Raw genomic sequence first — 18,055 nt, 5'->3', positions numbered from 1 at the left:
GCCGCCAAACTGCGGCCATCGAACGCGCAACGGAGTCCGCGATGAACGACCGCCCGAATCCCGGCTGGTTTGGCCGTAACTGGAAATGGTTCGTCCCCACCGGTTGCCTGACCGTGCTGTTGCTGGCCGCGCTGGCGCTGGTCGGCCTGATCGGGCTCGGCATCAAGGGCGCGTCCGGGCTGTTCGCGTCCTCCGAACCGGTGCGCCACAGCGTGACCCTGGCGCAGGCCAATCCGGCCGTGGTCGCGGCATTGGGCAAGCCGCTGGAAGTCGGGATGATGATCCAGGGCAGCATGCACACCAGCAACGACGACGGCCACGCCGATCTGTCGCTGCCGCTCACCGGTCCACTCGGCAAGGGCCGGCTCTACCTCAAGGCCGATCGCGCCGTCGGGCGCTGGTCGTATTCGCTGATCGAAGTCGCCATCGACGGCAGCGACCAGCGCATCGATCTGCTCGGCAACGGCGGCTCCGCGCCGGCCGGAGCGGCGCCGACGCCGGACACCTCGCCGCAATCGGAGTCGAACCCGGACTCCGATGTCGAGCCCGACTCCGAGCCCGACTCCGAGCAGCCCGATTCCGAGGAAGAGCCCGCGCCGCGCGCCGACGCCGAGGTCAGCGCGACGGCAGCGGCAAGCCCTTGAAGGCCTTGACCGTGCGCAGCACCAGGCTGGAATTGATGTCGGCGCCGCCGGCCTGATTGAGCAGGCGGTCGAGCAGGAAGCGCGACAGGTGCTCCAGGTCGCGCACCACGATCTGCAGCAGATAGTCCATGTCGCCGGTCAGGGCGTAGCAGGCGACCACCTCGTCCCAGGTTTCGACGAACTCGGCGAAGGCGCCGACCGCCTCGCTGTCGTGGCGGCCCAGGCGCACCCGCACGAACGCCTGCAGGCCCAGGCCCAGGCGCGCGGCGTCCACTTCGGCGCGGTAGCCGGAGATCACCCCCTCGCGTTCCAGCCGCTGCACCCGGCGCAGGCAGGCCGAGGCCGACAGATGCACGCGCTCGGCCAATTCGGCGTTGGTGAGGCGGCCGTCGCGCTGCAATTCGGCCAACACGACGATGTCGGTGCGGTCCAGTTCGATGGTGGCCATTTTCAGCGCCTTACAGGTTAATGACGCAACAATCTTGCGCTAAGACGGCATAAACACGCAACAACGCAAGCTAATTGCGCCAAATCGCGATTAAAGTCGTGTGATCACCTCCCTCGTGGTCAGGAGCGACCCGGCATGAACACCGCCACCCCGCAGCGCGTCGAACATCAGCTCACCGACAAGGGCTACGTGCCGGTCTATACGACCGCCGTGATCGAGCAGCCGTGGGCGTCGTATTCGACCAGCGACCACGCGGTGTGGGCGCAGTTGTTCGAACGCCAGCAGCAGGTGCTGGTCGGCCGCGCCAGCGACGAGTTCATCGCCGCTCAGCGCGCGATGCGGATGACGCCGGACCGGATTCCCAAGTTCGACGACCTCAACCGCGTGCTGCGCGCGCACACCGGCTGGGAGCTGATCGGCGTGGAAGGCCTGCTGCCGGAGCTGACTTTCTTCGACCATCTGGCCAATCGCCGCTTCCCGGTGACGTGGTGGATCCGCAAGCCCGAGCAGATCGATTACCTGTCCGAGCCGGATCTGTTCCACGACCTGTTCGGCCACGTGCCGCTGCTGATGAATCCGGTGTTCGCCGACTACATGCAGGCCTACGGCCGCGGCGGCGTGAAGGCGCACGGTATCGATCCCGATGCGCTGGTGCATCTCACGCGCCTGTACTGGTACACGGTCGAGTTCGGCCTGATCAAGCAGGCCGACGGGCTGCGCATCTACGGCAGCGGCATCGTCTCGTCCAAGAGCGAGTCGATCTACAGCCTGGAATCGGACGCGCCCAACCGCATCGGCTTCGACCTGGAGCGGCTGATGCGCACGCGCTACCGCATCGACACCTACCAGAAGACCTACTTCGTCATCGACAGCTTCGAACAGCTGATGCGCGCGACCGAGCCGGATTTCACCCCGATCTACCAGCGCCTGGCGAAGCAGGATTCGATCCCGGCCGGCGACGTGCTGGCGACCGACACGGTCTACACCCGCGGCACCGGCGAGGGCTGGTTGCTCGACGGCGACGTCTGAATCCCGTTGCGGACGCAAGGAGCTGCGCAAGCCGCTCCTTGAGTCGCTTGCCGCCGGGTTACACTGCCGCGCAATGACCAATGACAATCAGAGCAAGACCCCGCACATGGGTGCGGATCACGCAGGCCTCGCGCAGGGCGCGAGCGCCGTCCCCTACCGCCAGATCCGTGCCGTCTACGACGACACCACGATCCGCGTTTACCAGGCCTATAACCACCTCATCGCCGACGCGGCGTTGAAGAACGGCCGCTTCGTCGAGCCGTTCTCGCGCTCGCGCATGACCTGGATCAAGCCGTCCTTCCTGTGGATGATGTATCGCGCGGGCTGGGGCTACAAAGACGACAACCAGCAGCGGATTCTCGCGATCGATCTGTCCCGCGAGGGTTTCGAGTGGGCGCTGGCGCACAGCTGCCCGTCGCATCCCGATCCGGCGATGAGCGCCGAGGAATGGAAGCGCCACAAAGACGCCACGCCGGTACGCATCCAATGGGACCCCGAGCGCGACCTGCATTTCCATCCGCTGGACCATCGCGCGATCCAGATCGGCTTGAGCGGCGCCGCGGTGCCGCTGTATGCCGATCGATGGGTGCAGCGGATCGAAGACATCACGCCGCTGGCGCACCGGCTGCATGCGCTGATCGAGGCGGGGCAGTTGGATGAGGCCAGGACGTTGTTGCCAGTGGAACGGCCGTACACGGCGAATACCAAGGTTTGAGTTTCTTCGTCTGGATCGCAGCGATCTGAGCGAAGAGCATCGGGGCTGAAGCCCCTCCCACAAAAGACTTCGCAGAGACGCAATCTGTTGTGGGAGAGGCTTCAGCCCCGACGCTTTCCGCTAGATCAAACCGGATCTCTATCGCTTCGACCGCTTGCCAGCGCTCCGATCAAGCCGCACTCGCAAGCAGATCCGTCTGCGGCGCGCGCCGCTGGCCGAGCACGAAGCGGATCGACCAGCCGATGAAATAGCCGGCACTCAAGCCCGACACGTACACGTCCCAGCCCATCGCGCTGTCGCGCAGGTGCGGCTGGGTCGCGGCGATCACCTGCAGCACGTAGTGGCCGAGGAAGATCGCCAGATTGCGCAGCAACGGCAGCACGCTGCCGGGCTGGTGCACCAGGCGGTTGCGGTGATCGAACCGCAGCGATGCCGGCGACAGCGACCAGGCGCCCAGCGCGCCACCAAGCACCGCGCCGGCGAACCAGTGCGCGGCGATGTCGATCGGCGCGCCGCTGCGCGCGAACAGGCCGGACACGCCCCAGACGATGAACACCGCCGGCACCATCCACACCCGCGTCAGCGGCGTGGTGCGCGCCTGCAGGCGCTTGATGCCCAGCCAGACCAGCAAGGCGAGCAGGGCGAACACCCACAGGGGCGTTTGCGAGAACAGGGCGGACAGCGGCATGACGGACCTCGGCGGATGGGAAGGGCACACCGCAGGGCGGGCGCGGCGACGGTTTGGTCCGAAGCCGTCGCGGCCGTCCCGATGTCGCCGGAGGGCCCGCTGTGGTGTGGCGCTCATGCTCGGCCGGCGCGCGTCCGCGTCGCAGTCCCGGCGGTCATCGATCCGACCTGCCGGAAGTCATCGCCGCATCCGCCGCCGCCACGCCTTGTCCGAATCGCGCCGTGGAGTAGCCGCATCGGCACCTGAATCGGGCTCCCGCGGGATCCGCGGCCGCGCCGCTAGTCCAACCGCGTCACATCCGCCGCGCGCGCCTGACCAAAAACGGCGAATCCCGACAGGCCCGGCACCTGAGCCCCACTTCGCGGCAATCGTCACATTTATAGGTTACGCATAACGTCCTGCTAACAAATGACAATGCGATTGAATTCACATTTTTGGCATGGATTGTGCTTCATCAGGCCGGAGCTCCGGATTCCCCGGCAGCCCTCTTCGGATTCCAATCCACCATGCGCAAGCTCCCGAAAGCCCTCCTGGCCATTACGCTGCTGGCCAGCCTGCCCTTGATCGCCCAAGCCGAATCGCAGTTCACCACCGGCGCCGGCACGCCGATTACCGCCAGCGCCCGCCTGGACTTCCAGATCACGATTCCGAAGATCCTGTTCCTGCGCGTGGGCACCGGCGCGGACGCCATCACCAACGCCGCGGTCAACCAGATCGCCTTCGCCGTGCCGGCGGCCAATGTCGGCGACGGCAGCGCCATCGCCGCCACCGCCGGCTCCGGCGACCTGGGCAACGGCGCGGTCACCGCCAAGGTGCTGGGCAACAACGGCAACATCACCTTCACCTCGACCACCCTGGGCGCGCTCAGCAACGGCGCGGCGGGCGACACGATTTCCTACAGCCAGATCGGCACCACGGTCACCGCTCTGAACTCGCCGGTGGCGCTGCCGCATCCGGCCCTGGCCGACGGCGCGACCACCACGGTCAACCTGACCCCGGCCACCGGCAAGGTCATCAACCGCGACGCGCGCTGGACCTTCGCCTACCTCAACGGCAACGTGGTCGCGCCGGGCGTCTACGGCGGCACCAACACCAACAACAGCCGCGTCACCTACACCGCGTCGATGCCGTAAGCGGCAGCGCACGCGCGTCATGCACCGCCGCCGATCCGGCGGCGGCGCTTCTCTTTCCGAGGTCCGCCATGACCGCACGTTCCCGCGGCGGGGCGCTGCTGCTGCTCGCCTGCGCATGGTCGCAGGCGGCCGGCGCGTTCACCGCGACCATCCTGCCCGGCACCCGCGCGGTGTATCTGCGCGTCGGCAACGGCGTGTTCACCGGCAACTACCGCAGCGGCGGCACGCCCGGCTCGGGCGGCGCGCTCAACGTGGTGTCGGTGACGGTGCCGGCCGCGGTCCTGGGCAACGGCGCCGACCAGGTCATGACCACCAACGCCACCCAGGCCAACAGCAACTACGACGGCTTCGCGTTCTGCAACGTGCCCGCGCAGATCTACGTCGGCGGCTTCTACCGCCTGCCCGGCGTCAACGGCACCGCGACCTTGAGCGCGACCGCGCCGACCGGCCTGACCAACGCCCAGGGCGAGGCGATCGCGTTTTCGCAGATCAAGTGGACCAGCAGCGGCAACAACGACACCGGCGCGCAGCCGATCGCGGCCGGACAGTTCACCGGCGGCACCCAGGTCCTGGCCAGTTTCCCGGTCAACAGCTGGCGCGAGAGCTGCCATACCTTCAGTTATTCCAACGATGCGCTGGTCGCCGCCGGCGTCTACACCGGCCGGGTGACCTACACCCTGAGCGCGCCGTGATGCGCCGGTCCCTGCACATCGCCGTCGCCGCCGCCGCGCTGCTGGCCGCGCCGGCGATGCTGCCGGCGGCGACCTATCGCGTCGACGACAGCGGCACCCAGGTATCGAACAACAGCGTGCAGATGCGCTGGGATTCACCGCTCCCCGGCGGCGCCGCGCGCTCGGGCGTGACCGGCGCGCTCAACGTCGCGCTGCGCTTGAACGTGGCCGCCTGGCGCGGCCGCGTCGGCCGCATCTACATGACCCTGCCGGCCTCGCCGTCGGGTCCGCTCAGCGCGACCTGGAGCACCCAGGGCCGGCTGTTGCCCGGCAGCTTGCGCGCCGGCGAACGCACGCTGGTCTACAGCGGGCTGATTTCTGACAGCGCGCTGGAAGACACCTTGCGCCTCACCCTGCAAGCCGACGGCCAGCGCCTGGTGCGCGCCGAGGCGCTCAACTTCTCTTTCGAAATCGACTTGGACGATCCGTGATGCGCAAGTTCCGTCTCGATATCGCCGGCCTGCTGCTGGCGGCCGGCGCTCTGGCCTCGGCGGGCGCGGGCGCGCAGGGCTTCTCCGCCCTGGTCTCGCCGCCGCGCTTCGAAGATCAGGTCAAACCCGGCACGGTCTATCGCAACGTGGTGGAGATCTCCAACGTCTCCGGCGCCGCCGCGCACTACACCCTCAAGACCGCCGACTGGCATCTGGACGCGCAGGGCTCGGCGGTGTTCGACACCGCGCTGGCGCCGGGCAGTTGCCGGCCGTGGGTCGGGCTGGAAGCGGCCGATATCCACGTCGCCGCCAACGGCAAGCGCCGCTATCGCTTCGAAGTCGCGGTGCCGGCCGATGCGCCGGTCGGCGAATGCCGCTTCGCGATCCTGCTCGAAGGCGATCCGGAGAACGTCGGCGGCGCGCTCGCGCTGCCGGTATCGGGCCGGATCGGCATCATCGTCTACCTGGGCGTCGGCGAGGCCGCCGCGCGACTGCACCTGCTCGACACTGGCGTAGCGCAAGTGGAAGGCCACAAGCTGCCGGTGCTGCGCGTGCGCAACGACGGCAACGCGCACAGCCGCCTGGAAGGCCTGGTCGATGGCACCGACGCCAACGGCCGCAAGCTCAGCTTCCTGCCCAGCAGCCTGCCGCTGATGCCGGGCGAAACCCGCACCATCGCGCTGACGCCGCAAGCCGACGACACCGCCTCGGCGCCGCCGGTCATCGCCTATCCGCTGCAGCTCAAGGGCGCGCTGGACTGGGGCAAGCAGCGGCTCGAACTCGACGCCCGGCTAAGCCCGTGAGCGCGCGCCGTTGAGTCCACCTCGCGCCCCGGTGCGAAGCAGGCTCGCCGCCTGCCTCGCCGTCGCGATCGTGTGCGGGTGCGTGAGCGCACCAGCGCTCGCCGGCGAGGCCGTGGGCGCGACCGCATCGGCCGAGGGCGAATACCGCGACCGCATCATTGCCGCGCAAGCGCTGGCGCCGCTGCCGCCGGATTCCGACGAAGTCGCCGACGCCAGCGGCCTGCCGCGTTCGCTGCGCGTGCAGCTCGATCTGGCCCGCACCGAACGCGGCGATGAAGGCTACGGCGAACAAGGCCTGTCGGCCGGCGGTTACTGGGAAACCGCGGACTGGGGCAGCTGGTCGCTGGACGCGGCGGCCTTCCACAGCGACCGCGCGCGTTACGGCGACGGCGGCGGTTGGGGCGGCGCGGCCACGCTGTGGCAACGCGGCCTGTTCCTCGACGGCGGCTGGCGGCTCGACAACGGCCTGGGCGTGGTCAATACGCCGTCGCTGGATCTGCAGCGCAATCAGTACCGGTTCTTCCTGCCGACGGTGGCGCTGGCCGGTCTGAGCACGCAATGGAATCGCGATGCCGACGGCCTGAGCGCGTACGCCGCGTTCGGCCGCGCCGGCATCTACAACGGCACCCGCGTGACCGGCTTCGATATCGCCGACGGCCAGGTCGGCGCGGTCGGCGCGCAATGGCGGCCGGCGCCGGGCTGGACCGCATCGGCGGCGTTGCTGAGCACCGACGGCCGGATCGTGCCCGACTCGCTCGGCGAAGCCGCGCTCGCCGCCGGTTCATCGCAGGCTGCGCACTGGGCCGCGACCTGGAGCTCGGCGCGCGATTCGATGCAGATCAATCTGCTCAACAGCCGTAGTTCTGGCGGTATTGATGCGCGCGGCGATCGCGGCGACGCCACCGGCGGCTGGATCGACGCCAGTTCCCGGCGCGGCCGCTATCGCCACAACTACGGCCTGTTCTCGCTCGATCCGGGCCTGGTCTGGGGCGCGTTGCCGATCAACCAGGACGTGCGCGGCGGCTACTACCGCATCGCCTATCAATACGGCCGCTGGATCTGGAACGCCGGCGTCGATGACATCCACTCGATCAGCGGCCACGGTTTCGACGGCCAGTACGCGACCGGCTTCGCCCGCTATCAAGCCAGCAGTTCGCTCGGTTACGGCGCCAGCGCCAGCCTGCGCCATGTCGACGGCCGCGATAGTTATTCGCTGCAGGGCTTCCTCGACCGGCGCAGCGACTGGGGCCTGACCCGGCTGCAACTCGATCAGGCCGACGGCGGCCGCGGCATCGGCCGCAGCTGGCAGGCCAGCGTCGATCAGGCCCTGCCGCTGCGCGAAGGCCGGCGCCTGTCGGTGTCGCTGGGCTACGGCGAATTGAGCTATCCCGATCAAAACCCGACGCGCACCGCCAGCGTGTCGCTGTACGGCGGCATCGAACTGGGCCAGCGCTGGTCGCTGGACGGCAACGCGCGCTGGACCCGCGGCGACGGCCCGTCGGCGCTGCGCGGCGTCGATCTGAATCTGGGCCTGAACTGGCGCATCGCCCCGGGCTGGGGCTTGAGCGCGTCGCTGTATCAAAGCCGCGGCTCGCAACGCTCGCCGTTCGCGCTGGATCCGCTGGCGGTGGATTCGCCGTTCCAGTCGCTGCCGCGCGAACGCTCGGGCTTCCTGAGCCTGCGTTACGACTATCAGGCCGGCCGGCCGCTGGCGGTGATCGGCGGCGCGCCGGGCGCGGCGACCGGCGAGGTCGCCGGCTCGATCTTCCTCGACGACAACGGCGACGGCGTGCGCGCCGCTTCAGAGCTGGCCGCGGTCAACGTGACCGTGGTGCTGGACGGGCGCTATTCGGTGCGCACCGACAGCAACGGCCAGTTCGCGTTCGCGCGGGTGTCGGTCGGCTCGCATCGGTTGCAGGTGATCGCCGACAACCTGCCGCTGCCATGGTCGGTGGCCGACGGCGCGCTGCCGGTGACGGTGAACGTTCGCGATACCCGCCGCATCGATATCGGCGCGACGCGGCCGCGCTGAGGCGCGGCTTCGCCTGTCCTGGTTCGCGGCGCCGAGCTAAGCGATCGCCACGCGCTCGGCCGCCTGCCGCGACGCCGCCGAATTCGACAGCAACCGCCCGGCCAGATCGCGCGCCGCCACGCGCAGCTCCGGCACCGCGGTGATCTCCCACAACTGCGCGCGCAGCAGCGGCCCGATCGCATACAGGCCGCGCACCGCCACGCCCTTGTGATCGAGCACTTCGAACTGCGCCGAACTGCGCAGCCCCAGGCCGAGCGGATCGGCCGCGACCAGCCCCGACTCGCGCAGATGCGCGATCAACGGATGGGTGCTGCGTTCGACATCGGTATCCAGGCCGGTGGCGCGGATCAACACGTCGAAACGCTCGGTGTGCAGGCGCTGGCCGCCGCGTTCGCGGATCAGCGCTTCGACCGCGTCGTCGCCGCGCCGCGCGCGCAACAGGCGGCCGGCGCGGATCTGCAGCTGCCCGCTTTCGCGCAAGGCCTGCAGCTCATCGTGCAATTGCGGCGCGATGCGATGGCGCGCGATCTCCCAGTACGAGCGCAGATGGCGCAGGAAACTCGCCCGCTGCGGCGTGGGAATGCCCTGCCAGAACTTCTGCAGGTGCAGGCGCAAGGCATCGACCAGACTGCGCCAGTCGGCGATCACCGGCGTCAGCGTGCGCAGCGCGCGCAGCAGTTCGCGCGGCGCATGGCGGTCGAGCGCGTGCAGCACCGCCGGCGGCAGGGCGATCGCTTCCGGCGGTTGCTCGCCGTGCGCACGCGGCAACAGGCCGTGGCGCGACAGCGCGACGATTTGTCCGCGATGACCGCGCCGCTGCAAGGTCACCACCACGTCGGCCATGGTCAGGCCGGTGCCGACGATCAACAGCCGCGCATCGGGCGCGATCGCGTCGATGGCGCCATCCTGCCACGGCCATCCCAGGTAGCTGGGATGGATCGCCAGGCGTGGGCCGACGCCGGGCAAGGGCTGCGGCGGCAACGCGCCGAGCGCGAGCACGACGCGGTCGCTGACGAAATCGCTGCCGTCGGCCAGATGCACGCGAAAGCCCGCCGACGCGCGTTCGACCGCGATGGCTTCATGACGGATCTGGCTGAAACCGGCGGTGCTGCCGGCGACGGCGGTCTGCAATTGCGCGTGCAGGTATTCGCCGTAGAGCAGGCGTGGCAGGTAACTGCCGCGGGCGCGGTCGGTGAGGTTGAGCCAGTCGGCGAAACCGCCGGGGCGATCGGGCGTCGCGCCCAGATCGCTGGCGCGCACGTTGAGCAGATGCTCCGGCCGCGCCTCGCCGTAGGCCACGCCGCGGCCGTAACTTTCCGTCTGGCCGACCAGACACAACTCCACGCCCGGCCCGGCCTGGCGTGCCAACTCGCTGGCCAGCGCACTGCCGCTGAACCCTGCTCCGACGATCGTGATACGCATGACGCGGCTCCTGCGACGCGATGGGGAGCCCACGTTCTAGAGGATCGCGCCGCGGTGCGTGTAAAGCGCGGGTTACCGCTTCGTAAAGCGGCGCGAACGATGCGGAACTTCGTCATGACTAACGGGAATTACGGGTGTCGCGGAATTGCAAGACGGTGCGCTGCGCCGCATCCGCGACCCACCGATGTGAAGGGTCCAGCGATTCCCTCTCCCTCTCCCGCTTGCCACCCAAGGTGACTTCCTTCGGGGCGCGGGAGAGGGTTAGGGTGAGGGCGCTTTTTGCTTTTGCTTTTGCTTGCCAGACAACAGCAAAAGCATTCACGCCTTCGGCGCTCATCCCCTCACCCCAGCCCTCTCCCGCGCCCCGAAGGAAGTCACCTTGGGTGGCAAGCGGGAGAGGGAGTAATCGGGTTTTTCGCAATCGGGAGAGGACGTTACGCAGGTACTCTCGCGAGCGAGTACCCCTGGCTAGCGCTTCGCGTTCGAGCCCTTACTTCGGCCCCGCCAACCGCTTCGCCGTCCCATACGGCCAATGCTTCAAGGTCCCGTCCTTCACCCAATCCAACTGCATGCGCACATACCCGTCGGCGGTGCGCGTGTGCTGGCGCTCGCCCTTGGCGTCCTTCTCGAATTCCAGGATGCCGTGATCGGCCTGCGGGAACACCACGCTGGTGATCGGCCGGCCGGCCTGGCCCAGCGCGATCAAACGCTTCTGGGTCTCCTGCGGCGGCGCCTCGACGTCGTCGCCGCCCAGCACCCACAGCTGCGGCGTGTTCAAGGTCTTGAGCACCGGCATCGGGTCGTAGTCCCAGCTGACTTCGTAATCGTACTTCGCCATCTCCGCCATCGATTCCTCGCGCGTGTGCAGGGCGATCAGGCCGCTGTACTCGCCCTTGAGCGACTTCCACCACGGCTCGCCCTGGTATTTCTCGCGCAGCGCGTCGAGCGCTTCCCAACCGCGCTTGCCGTTGGTGGACGCGATCAGGCCGGTCACGTCGCTGACCTCGCGCGCCTTGCGCAAGGTCTGCGCATCGCCGAAGCCGGCCGCGCGCAGGTCCAGCACGACTTGATCGCGATCCTCGGCCAGCACGCTGTCGGCCAGGCCGAAACCGACGAACACGAACTGCGCCTGCGGCGTCTTGCTCGCCGCCAGCGGCGCGACCCAACCGCCCTGGCTGCCGCCATGGAAGCCGATGCGGCCGATGCGCGCACCGCCCAGGCGTTGCGCTTCGCGCAGCGCCGCCGAGGCGTCGTCGGACAGGTCGTGGAAGTTCTGCGAGTACTTGCCGCTCGATCCGCCGGTGCCGCGCTTGTCGTAGACGAACACGCCCACGCCTTCGGCCGGGAACAGATGCTGCTGGTAATAGCTGTCGACGCCGGAGTAATTCTCCGAGCCGTGCACCATCACGATCACCGGCACCGGGCCCGAACCCTGCGGCAGCACCAGCCGGCCGCGCAGGCTCACGCCCTTGCCTTCGAACTTGGTATCGACGATGTCGAACTTGATCTTCTTGCCGGCGTGCCCTTCGTACTGGATGCGGCCTTCGTCGCAGGCGCCGAACGACACCCGCACGCCGTCGGACCGATCGCTCCAGCCGCGGGTGCTGACCCAGGCGCCGTCCTTCGGCGTCAGCTTGCCGGTGCGGCCGTCGATCAGGCGCCAGCGCAGCTGCTCGGGTTTGTCTATGGTGCCCACCGAGACCACGCTGTCGTCGTCGAGACGATAGGCCCCGGCATGGCAGCGCGCGTCGGGCGCTTTGGCGGCGGCGGCCGGTTCGGCGGCGACAGCGGCGGCGCTGGCCAGCAACGCAGTCAACAAAGCGGTGGTGCGCAAGACGGAAGTATTCATCAGCAAGGCCGTGGAGGAAGTTCATGGCTTGTGATGCGAGCAGCGCCGCGACGGTTGCATCCGCGCGCGGCGCGGATGCGGCAACTGTAGACACTTTCGTTTTATCCGCCGATGTGCTTCCGCGCCGCAGGACACGGGCCCTGCATCGCCTCGCCGGCACCTGCCGGAAGTCACTTTCTGCCGCGCAAGCATTGCCAGCGCCGCGGCCGCGCCGCAGCATGCCGGTCATGACCACGCTGCTGCGCAGGACCGTGCTGCAACCGATGAACCTGCCGGCCCTGCTGACCTGGCTGGCGGTCGCGCTGTCGCTGCGCTACGCCGGCGACCGCGACGCGCCGATCCTGTGGCTGTCGATGTTGACCTTCGCGGCGAGTTTCCTCGCTCACGATCTGCTGCCCGAGCGCCACCGGTCCTGGCGCGCGGCGCTGTTCGCGCTGGAAACCGCCAGCGCGCTGACGGTGTGCTGGTTCGCCTCGCGCGGCGGCGCCGCGCCGGCGCTGCTGGTGGTGCTGATCGCGCACATGACCACGGCGTATCCGCCGCGCGTGCTGATCGCGCTGGCGTTGGCGATCAACCTCGCCCTGTACCTGATCCTGCTCTACGGCGGCAGCCCCGCGCCGCTGGTGATCACGGTGATCTTCGCCGGCTTCGAATCCTTCGCCGCGCTGATCGCCCACTACGCGCGCAACGCCGAGCAGACCCGCGACCGCCTCGCCCTGGTCAACGCCGACCTGCTCGCCACGCGCGCCCTGCTCGCCGACAGCGCGCGCGACGCCGAGCGCCTGCGCATGGCGCGCGAGCTGCACGACGTGGCCGGGCACAAGCTCACCGCGATGATGTTGAACCTGCGCGCGCTGGCGGCCGAGCCCGACCTCGCCGAGCGCCGCGAAGTGCAATTGGCTCAGCAACTGGCCGGCGAATTGCTCGGCGACATCCGCGGCGTGGTCCAGGCGCTGCGGGATGCGCGGGGTCTCGATCTGGCCACCGCCTTGCGCGCGCTGGCCGCGCCGATGCCCAAGCCGGCGCTGGATCTGACCATCGACGCCGACATCCATCTGACCGACCCGGCGCTGGCCGAAACCTTGCTGCGCGTGGTCCAGGAAGCGCTGACCAACAGCGCGCGCCATGCCGAGGCCGAGCGCGTCGCCGTGGACATTCGCCGCGACGGCGCGACATTGCGGATGCGGATCGAAGACGACGGCCAGGCGCGCGGCCCGCTGCGCGAGGGCAACGGCCTGGCCGGGATGCGCGAACGCATCGACGCCGCCGGCGGTACCCTGGCGCTTTCCCGCAACCGGCACGGCGCGATGCGCATCGACGCGAGCTTTCCCCTGAACCCTGCGAGGCCGGCATGAGCGCGCAGCCCAAGGCGCCGCTGCGGCTGGCCCTGGCCGACGATCAGATGCTGGTGCGCGCCGGTCTGCGCGCCCTGCTCGAACGCCTGGGCCTGCACATCGTCTTCGAGGCCGACGACGGCCAAGCGCTGCTCGACGGCCTGGCGCAGAGCCCGGTCGATGTGGTGCTCAGCGATATCCGCATGCCCGGCCTGGACGGCATCGACGCGTTGACGAAACTGCGCGAGCGCGGCGACCGCACGCCGGTGCTGCTGCTGACCACCTTCGACGACAGCGATCTGCTGCTGCGCGCGGCCGAAGCCGGCGCGCAGGGGTTCCTGCTCAAGGACGCGGCGCCGGAAGACCTGCGCGAGGCGATCGTGCGCGTCGCCGCCGGCGAAACCCTGCTGCAGCCGGTCAGCACCGAGCCGGTGCGCGCGCGCTACCGCTATCACGCCGACGACGCGCCGCGCGCGCTGTTCACCGAACGCGAGGTGTCGGTGCTGCGGCTGATGGCCGGCGGTTATTCGAACAAGGAAATCGCGCGGGCGATGTTCCTGGCCGAGGGCACGGTCAAGAACTATGTCTCGGTGATCCTGGAAAAGCTCGATACGCGCGATCGCACCCGGGCGGTGCTCAAGGCGATTACCTTGCGGGTCATCTGAGACAACCGGAACGGTTGCTCCGCAATCCCCGCCCCGCCTAGGTTTGCGGCGGTCCGACGCCGGCCGCGGGGACTTTTTTCGCAGGACATGTCACGGCTCGCAGGCCTGGATCGTCGAACAGGGTATAGACACTTCACCCTCTGAGAGGATGCCCCCATGAGCGACACCGCCCCGGTCAAGTACGAACGCGAACTCCCCCAACTGCTGACCCAGCTGGGCGGCGTGGAATCGGCGATCAAGAACCTGGCCGACGAAGAAAAGCTGCCGCCGGCGATCTATCACCTGATCAAGCTGCGCGCCTCGCAGATCAACGGCTGCGCGTACTGCGTGAAGATGCATACGCGCGAAGCGCGCGCCGACGGCGAAACCAACGACCGCCTGGACCGGCTGGTGGTGTGGCGCCACGCCGGCGACTTCAGCGCCGCCGAACGCGCCGCGCTGGCCTGGACCGAAGCGCTGACCACGCTCGACGCCGCCGCCGACTACGCGCCGCTGCGCGCCGAGTTGCGCGCGCATTACCAAGAGCGGCAGATCGCGACGATGACCGCGGCGATCGCGATGATCAATCTGTGGAACCGGCTGCAGGTGTCCAAACACTGAGTCGCGCGCGGATGGCGGCGCGCGCGCGTGCCGCCATCGCCCGCCGGAACACTGCGTCATCGCAAGGTTCTGGTGACCGGCAGCGCCGCGCGCCCGGCTATCATCTGCCTCGCATTTTTGCCCCCTCGCAATCCCATCGCCATGACCGCCGCCGAAGACAACCGTTTGTTCGCCCAGACCGCGCCGATGCTGACCGGCCTGGCCTATCGCATTCTCGGCTCGCGCGCCGACGCCGAAGACGCGGTGCAGGACACGTTCCTGAAATGGCAGGCCGCCGATCGCGCCGGCATCGACAACCCGGGCGCGTGGCTGACCACCGCGTGCACGCGCCGTTGCATCGACCTGCTGCGCTCGGCCCATCGCACCCGCGTGGATTACGTCGGCGACTGGTTGCCCGAGCCCATCCACGCCGAAACCACCGGCCAACCGGAGGAGCAACTGTCGCTGGCTTCCTCGCTATCGACCGCGTTCCTGCTGTTGCTGGAGCGGCTCACGCCGAAGGAGCGCGCGGCGTATCTGCTGCATGAAATCTTCGATCAACCGTACGCCGACGTGGCGCGCATTCTCGACATCGAGGAAGCCGCCTGCCGCAAGCTGGTGCAGCGCGCGCGCAGCAACGTCGAGCAGGCCAAGGTGCGTCACGTCACCCCGGCCGAACAGCAGGACCGCCTGCTGAGCGCGTTCGAGACCGCGCTGGTCGAAGGCCGCACCGCGCCGCTGGCGGCATTGCTGTCGGAACAGATCGCCCTGCACGCCGACGGCGGCGGCAAGGTCAGCGCGGTGGCGCGCGCGTTGCATGGGCGCGACGCGGTGCTGGGCTTCATCGAATCGGTGCTGCATCCGGCCTGTCGCGAAGATCGCTGGATGTTCGTCGATCTCAACGGCTCGCGCGGCGTGATCCTGGAGCGCGAGGGCCGCATCGAAGCGGCAATGAGCTTCGGCTACGACGAGGACGATCGATTGCGCGATATCTACATCATGCGCAATCCGGACAAGCTGGCTCGGTTGGAGGCGGTGAAGATTCGTTGAGGGCGATCGACGCGCCCCCAAGCTGTTCCCCCCTTTGAAAAAGGGGGGTTAGGGGGATTCGCTTTTCACCGCGCGCCGCGCAAATCCCCCGCGCGAGCCGCATCCTCCCGACTTCATACCAACGCAACGCGCCGCCCCCTTTTTCAAAGGGGCAAACTATCGCGCCGCAAAGCTGTTCCCCCCTTTGAAAAAGGGGGGCTAGGGGGGGATTTGCTTTTCACCGCGCACCACGCAAATCCCCCGCGCGAGCCACATCTTCCCGACTTCGTACCAACGCAACGCGCCGCCCCCTTTTTCAAAGGGGGCCAACTATCGCGCCGCAAAGCTGTTCCCCCCTTTGAAAAAGGGGGGCTAGGGGGGATTTGCTTTCCACCGCGCGCCGCGCAAATCCCCCGCGCGAGCCGCTTCCTCCCGACTTCATACCAACGCAACGCGCAGCCCGTTTTCCAAAGGGGCGCGAATTGACGCTATCGCTCCAACCCCTGCGCCCCCACCGAACGCAGATACCCATCCAACCCACGCTCACGACTGTCGGCGAACGTCTCCCCCGTCACCACATGCGCGACGATCCGATCCGGCCGGAAGCTGCGGTAGTCCTCTCGCAGCCGGCACCACGCGCCCAAAGTCCAGCTGCCGCCCCAGAACGACAAACACAGCGGCTCGATCTCGCGTTCGCTCGCGCGCGCCTCGCCGTCGCGATAGGTCAACTTCAGCAGTTGCCGCCCCTGGACCGCGCCGTACAGCACATCGATCAGCCCACTGGCCTCGATGCGATTTTCCAGCTCCGGCGCGAAGATGCGCGTGCGCGCGCTGCGATCGCGCAATTCCGGCGGCAGCACCGCCTCGATCTTCAACAGCGCCGCGGTGGCGCTGCGCCCCAGGCGCTCGCCGCCGAAAGCGCGCACGAAACGGCTGCCGACCACCAGGGCTTCGAGCTCGTCGGGATTGAACATCAGCGGCGGGATGTCCGCGCCCTTGCGCAGCAGATAGCCGACCCCGGCCTCGCCCTCGATCGGCACGCCGGAACGCTGCAGGTCGGCGACATCGCGGTAGACCGTGCGCAGCGACACTTCCAGCGTCTGCGCCAACTGCTGGGCGGTGATCGCTTGGCGGCGGCCGCGCAGGGCATGGATCAGCAGGAACAGTCGGTCGGCGCGGCGCATGCGGCATGATCCCGCGCCGCGCCTTCGCGCTCAAGCGCGCGCGGGCCGGCGCGCGACGGCCGCCACAGGTCGCGGCGGGCCCGGCCCGGCGTTATCACGCCCGCAGTTCCGAACGCGCCGTCGGCGACAGCCGCAAGCGCTGCGGCGCCTGCTTGAGCTCGCCGAGCAACGCCTCGGCCAGCGCCGCGCGCCAGCGCGGATCGGTGTCCAGACGCGCCGCGTGTTCGCGCTGCGCCGCTTCGTCGGGATAACGCACGAACCACACCAGCACGTGTTCGCCCTCGCGCACCGGCAGGCGCGGGTAGCCGTTCGGCGAGGGGTCGCCGACGTAGGTCGCGAGCCACTGCGCGCCGCCTTCGCCGAGCAAGGGCGCGAACTCGCGTTCGAAGCGCGCCAGGAATCCGTCCTGCGCCGGCGCGTTCAAGGCGCAGATGCCGGCGATCACCACCTCGCCCGACTGTTCGCGGCTGCCCACCGGTTCGCGCGCGCGCGCGGCCGGCGCGAAGCCCGAGCCCGGCCGCGCCGGCTTGAGCATCAACACGTCGTCGTTGTCGAGCAAGGTGGCGTTGGCCGCGTCGCGATGGCGCCGCCAGGTCGGGCCGGAATAGAAGGCGGCGAGCGAAGCCGCGCGCAGGGCGTGACCGGGGAAGCCACGCATCCAGGTGTAGCGGTCGGCATCGTCGAGATCGCGGAACTGGCCGATCAAGTGCATGCCCACGGCTTCCTGCGATTCGATGAATTCGCGCTCGAACAAGTCGATCATGTCGTCTCGGCGCCCGGGATTCATGCGGTACTGGCGCAGTTCGATCGTCGTGTCCTCGTGCAGCAGGCGGCCGTGCTCGTCGCTGCGATGCATCCACATATGCCAGTTGGTTTCCCAGGTCCGGCCGCCGTCGGCGGAGAATTCCTGGTGCCAATGCGCGGTGTTGGCGCTGATGTCGCTCCAGATGAAACGCGCCTGCACCGGCCGGCCTTCGTGTTCGAGTTCGCCGTTGAAGCTGCCCACGCCCTGTTCGAAGACGCCGACCACCGGCGGCTCCAGCACGCCGTCGTGGCTGCCGGCCCACCAGATGCTCCAGTGGCGATGTTCGAGATTGAACAGGCGCAAGGTCATGCCCTGGAAGGTGTCGGCCATGCCCGGCCGATGCCAATCGCTGAGAAATGCATCGACGTTGCCGAGCCCGCCGAGCACCGGCTCGCAGGTCTGCCGGGCGCGAAAAATCTCCCAGTCGTCGCTGCCGCTCAGGCGCTGGCGCAGGCGTTCGTTGTGCACCTGCCAGCGGCCGTGCAGGAAGTCGAAGTCGTGGCGGCCGTCGGCGGCCGCGGGGGTAGCGTTCAT

18 protein-coding genes and 1 pseudogene are annotated in these 18,055 nt (G+C 68.8%); 12 read left to right on the top strand and 7 right to left on the bottom strand.

The genetic code is table 11. The features are described from left to right. Nucleotides 1-41 precede the first annotated feature (41 nt). The gene (locus tag LG3211_RS00325) at nt 42-644 is read left to right on the top strand and encodes a cytochrome c oxidase assembly factor Coa1 family protein (protein WP_057941097.1); all 603 of its coding nucleotides are present in this window, start codon (nt 42-44) and stop codon (nt 642-644) included. On the opposite strand, the gene LG3211_RS00320 is transcribed toward LG3211_RS00325, so the two are convergent. Continuing rightward, a complete protein-coding gene (locus LG3211_RS00320) occupies nt 616-1,092 on the bottom strand; it encodes an Lrp/AsnC family transcriptional regulator (protein ID WP_057941096.1) in 477 nt (158 codons plus the stop codon). The genes LG3211_RS00325 and LG3211_RS00320 overlap by 29 nt on opposite strands. 135 nt (nt 1,093-1,227) lie before the next feature. Between LG3211_RS00320 and phhA the strand changes: the two genes are divergently transcribed. Both phhA and LG3211_RS00310 read left to right on the top strand, forming a co-directional pair. Continuing rightward, nucleotides 1,228-2,121 carry a phenylalanine 4-monooxygenase gene (gene phhA / locus LG3211_RS00315; RefSeq protein WP_057941095.1) on the top strand — a complete coding sequence of 298 codons (894 nt, stop codon included), beginning with the start codon at nt 1,228-1,230 and terminating at the stop codon, nt 2,119-2,121. A gap of 106 nt (nt 2,122-2,227) precedes the next feature. Beyond that, entirely contained in the window at nt 2,228-2,836 is a 609-nt protein-coding gene (locus tag LG3211_RS00310; RefSeq protein ID WP_057945161.1) for a DUF4291 family protein, read from the top strand. Between the two features lie 169 nt (nt 2,837-3,005). Here LG3211_RS00310 and LG3211_RS00305 read toward each other — a convergent pair whose 3' ends face one another. Beyond that, on the bottom strand, nt 3,006-3,524 hold the full coding sequence (locus LG3211_RS00305; RefSeq protein ID WP_057941094.1) for a DUF6622 family protein: 519 nt from the start codon (nt 3,522-3,524) through the stop codon (nt 3,006-3,008). 506 nt (nt 3,525-4,030) lie between these two features. On the opposite strand from LG3211_RS00305, the gene LG3211_RS00300 reads away from it, so the two are divergent. From LG3211_RS00300 to LG3211_RS00280, 5 genes are all read left to right on the top strand, one after another. Next, nucleotides 4,031-4,657, top strand: coding sequence for a hypothetical protein (locus LG3211_RS00300; protein ID WP_057941093.1), 627 nt, complete (start codon nt 4,031-4,033; stop codon nt 4,655-4,657). Between the two features lie 68 nt (nt 4,658-4,725). After that, nucleotides 4,726-5,349, top strand: coding sequence for a hypothetical protein (locus LG3211_RS00295; RefSeq protein WP_057941092.1), 624 nt, complete (start codon nt 4,726-4,728; stop codon nt 5,347-5,349). Further along, nucleotides 5,349-5,819, top strand: coding sequence for a hypothetical protein (locus LG3211_RS00290; protein WP_057941091.1), 471 nt, complete (start codon nt 5,349-5,351; stop codon nt 5,817-5,819). Before LG3211_RS00295 ends, LG3211_RS00290 begins: the two co-directional genes overlap by 1 nt. Further along, nucleotides 5,819-6,622 carry a COG1470 family protein gene (locus LG3211_RS00285; protein WP_057941090.1) on the top strand — a complete coding sequence of 268 codons (804 nt, stop codon included), beginning with the start codon at nt 5,819-5,821 and terminating at the stop codon, nt 6,620-6,622. The genes LG3211_RS00290 and LG3211_RS00285 overlap by 1 nt, the downstream gene beginning before the upstream one ends. A gap of 82 nt (nt 6,623-6,704) precedes the next feature. Beyond that, nucleotides 6,705-8,654, top strand: a complete 1,950-nt coding sequence (locus tag LG3211_RS00280; protein ID WP_057941089.1) for a carboxypeptidase-like regulatory domain-containing protein — start codon at nt 6,705-6,707, stop codon at nt 8,652-8,654. 36 nt (nt 8,655-8,690) lie between these two features. On the opposite strand, the gene LG3211_RS00275 is transcribed toward LG3211_RS00280, so the two are convergent. From LG3211_RS00275 to LG3211_RS00270, 3 genes are all read right to left on the bottom strand, one after another. Then, nucleotides 8,691-10,076 (bottom strand): FAD/NAD(P)-binding protein, encoded by a 1,386-nt coding sequence (locus LG3211_RS00275; protein WP_057941088.1) that lies wholly within the window; start codon nt 10,074-10,076, stop codon nt 8,691-8,693. A gap of 118 nt (nt 10,077-10,194) precedes the next feature. Further along, nucleotides 10,195-10,413 carry a hypothetical protein gene (locus LG3211_RS25270; protein ID WP_148648676.1) on the bottom strand — a complete coding sequence of 73 codons (219 nt, stop codon included), beginning with the start codon at nt 10,411-10,413 and terminating at the stop codon, nt 10,195-10,197. Nucleotides 10,414-10,566: 153 nt separating this feature from the next. Beyond that, entirely contained in the window at nt 10,567-11,925 is a 1,359-nt protein-coding gene (locus LG3211_RS00270) for an alpha/beta hydrolase family protein (RefSeq protein WP_057941087.1), read from the bottom strand. 103 nt (nt 11,926-12,028) lie between these two features. On the opposite strand from LG3211_RS00270, the pseudogene LG3211_RS00265 reads away from it, so the two are divergent. The 4 genes and pseudogenes from LG3211_RS00265 to sigJ all read left to right on the top strand — a co-directional run bounded on the left by LG3211_RS00265 (nt 12,029) and on the right by sigJ (nt 15,553). Continuing rightward, nucleotides 12,029-13,280 (top strand): annotated as a pseudogene (locus LG3211_RS00265) (sensor histidine kinase). Beyond that, nucleotides 13,277-13,924: a response regulator transcription factor gene (locus LG3211_RS00260; RefSeq protein ID WP_057941086.1), complete on the top strand. Its 648-nt coding sequence runs from the start codon at nt 13,277-13,279 to the stop codon at nt 13,922-13,924. The pseudogene LG3211_RS00265 and the gene LG3211_RS00260 overlap by 4 nt, the downstream one beginning before the upstream one ends. Before the next feature lie 156 nt (nt 13,925-14,080). Next, complete coding sequence (locus LG3211_RS00255) at nt 14,081-14,524, top strand: carboxymuconolactone decarboxylase family protein (RefSeq protein WP_057941085.1); 444 nt, start codon at nt 14,081-14,083, stop codon at nt 14,522-14,524. A gap of 141 nt (nt 14,525-14,665) precedes the next feature. Beyond that, on the top strand, nt 14,666-15,553 hold the full coding sequence (gene sigJ, locus LG3211_RS00250; protein ID WP_057941084.1) for an RNA polymerase sigma factor SigJ: 888 nt from the start codon (nt 14,666-14,668) through the stop codon (nt 15,551-15,553). Between the two features lie 467 nt (nt 15,554-16,020). Here sigJ and LG3211_RS00245 read toward each other — a convergent pair whose 3' ends face one another. After that, nucleotides 16,021-16,716 (bottom strand): helix-turn-helix transcriptional regulator, encoded by a 696-nt coding sequence (locus LG3211_RS00245; protein WP_057941083.1) that lies wholly within the window; start codon nt 16,714-16,716, stop codon nt 16,021-16,023. A 94-nt stretch (nt 16,717-16,810) separates the two neighbouring features. After that, nucleotides 16,811-18,055 carry an NIPSNAP family protein gene (locus LG3211_RS00240; protein WP_148648674.1) on the bottom strand — a complete coding sequence of 415 codons (1,245 nt, stop codon included), beginning with the start codon at nt 18,053-18,055 and terminating at the stop codon, nt 16,811-16,813.

The organism is Lysobacter gummosus, assembly GCF_001442805.1.
In the GTDB taxonomy this organism is placed as follows: Bacteria; Pseudomonadota; Gammaproteobacteria; order Xanthomonadales; family Xanthomonadaceae; genus Lysobacter; species Lysobacter gummosus.
This window is presented reverse-complemented; position numbering and strand designations above follow the sequence as displayed.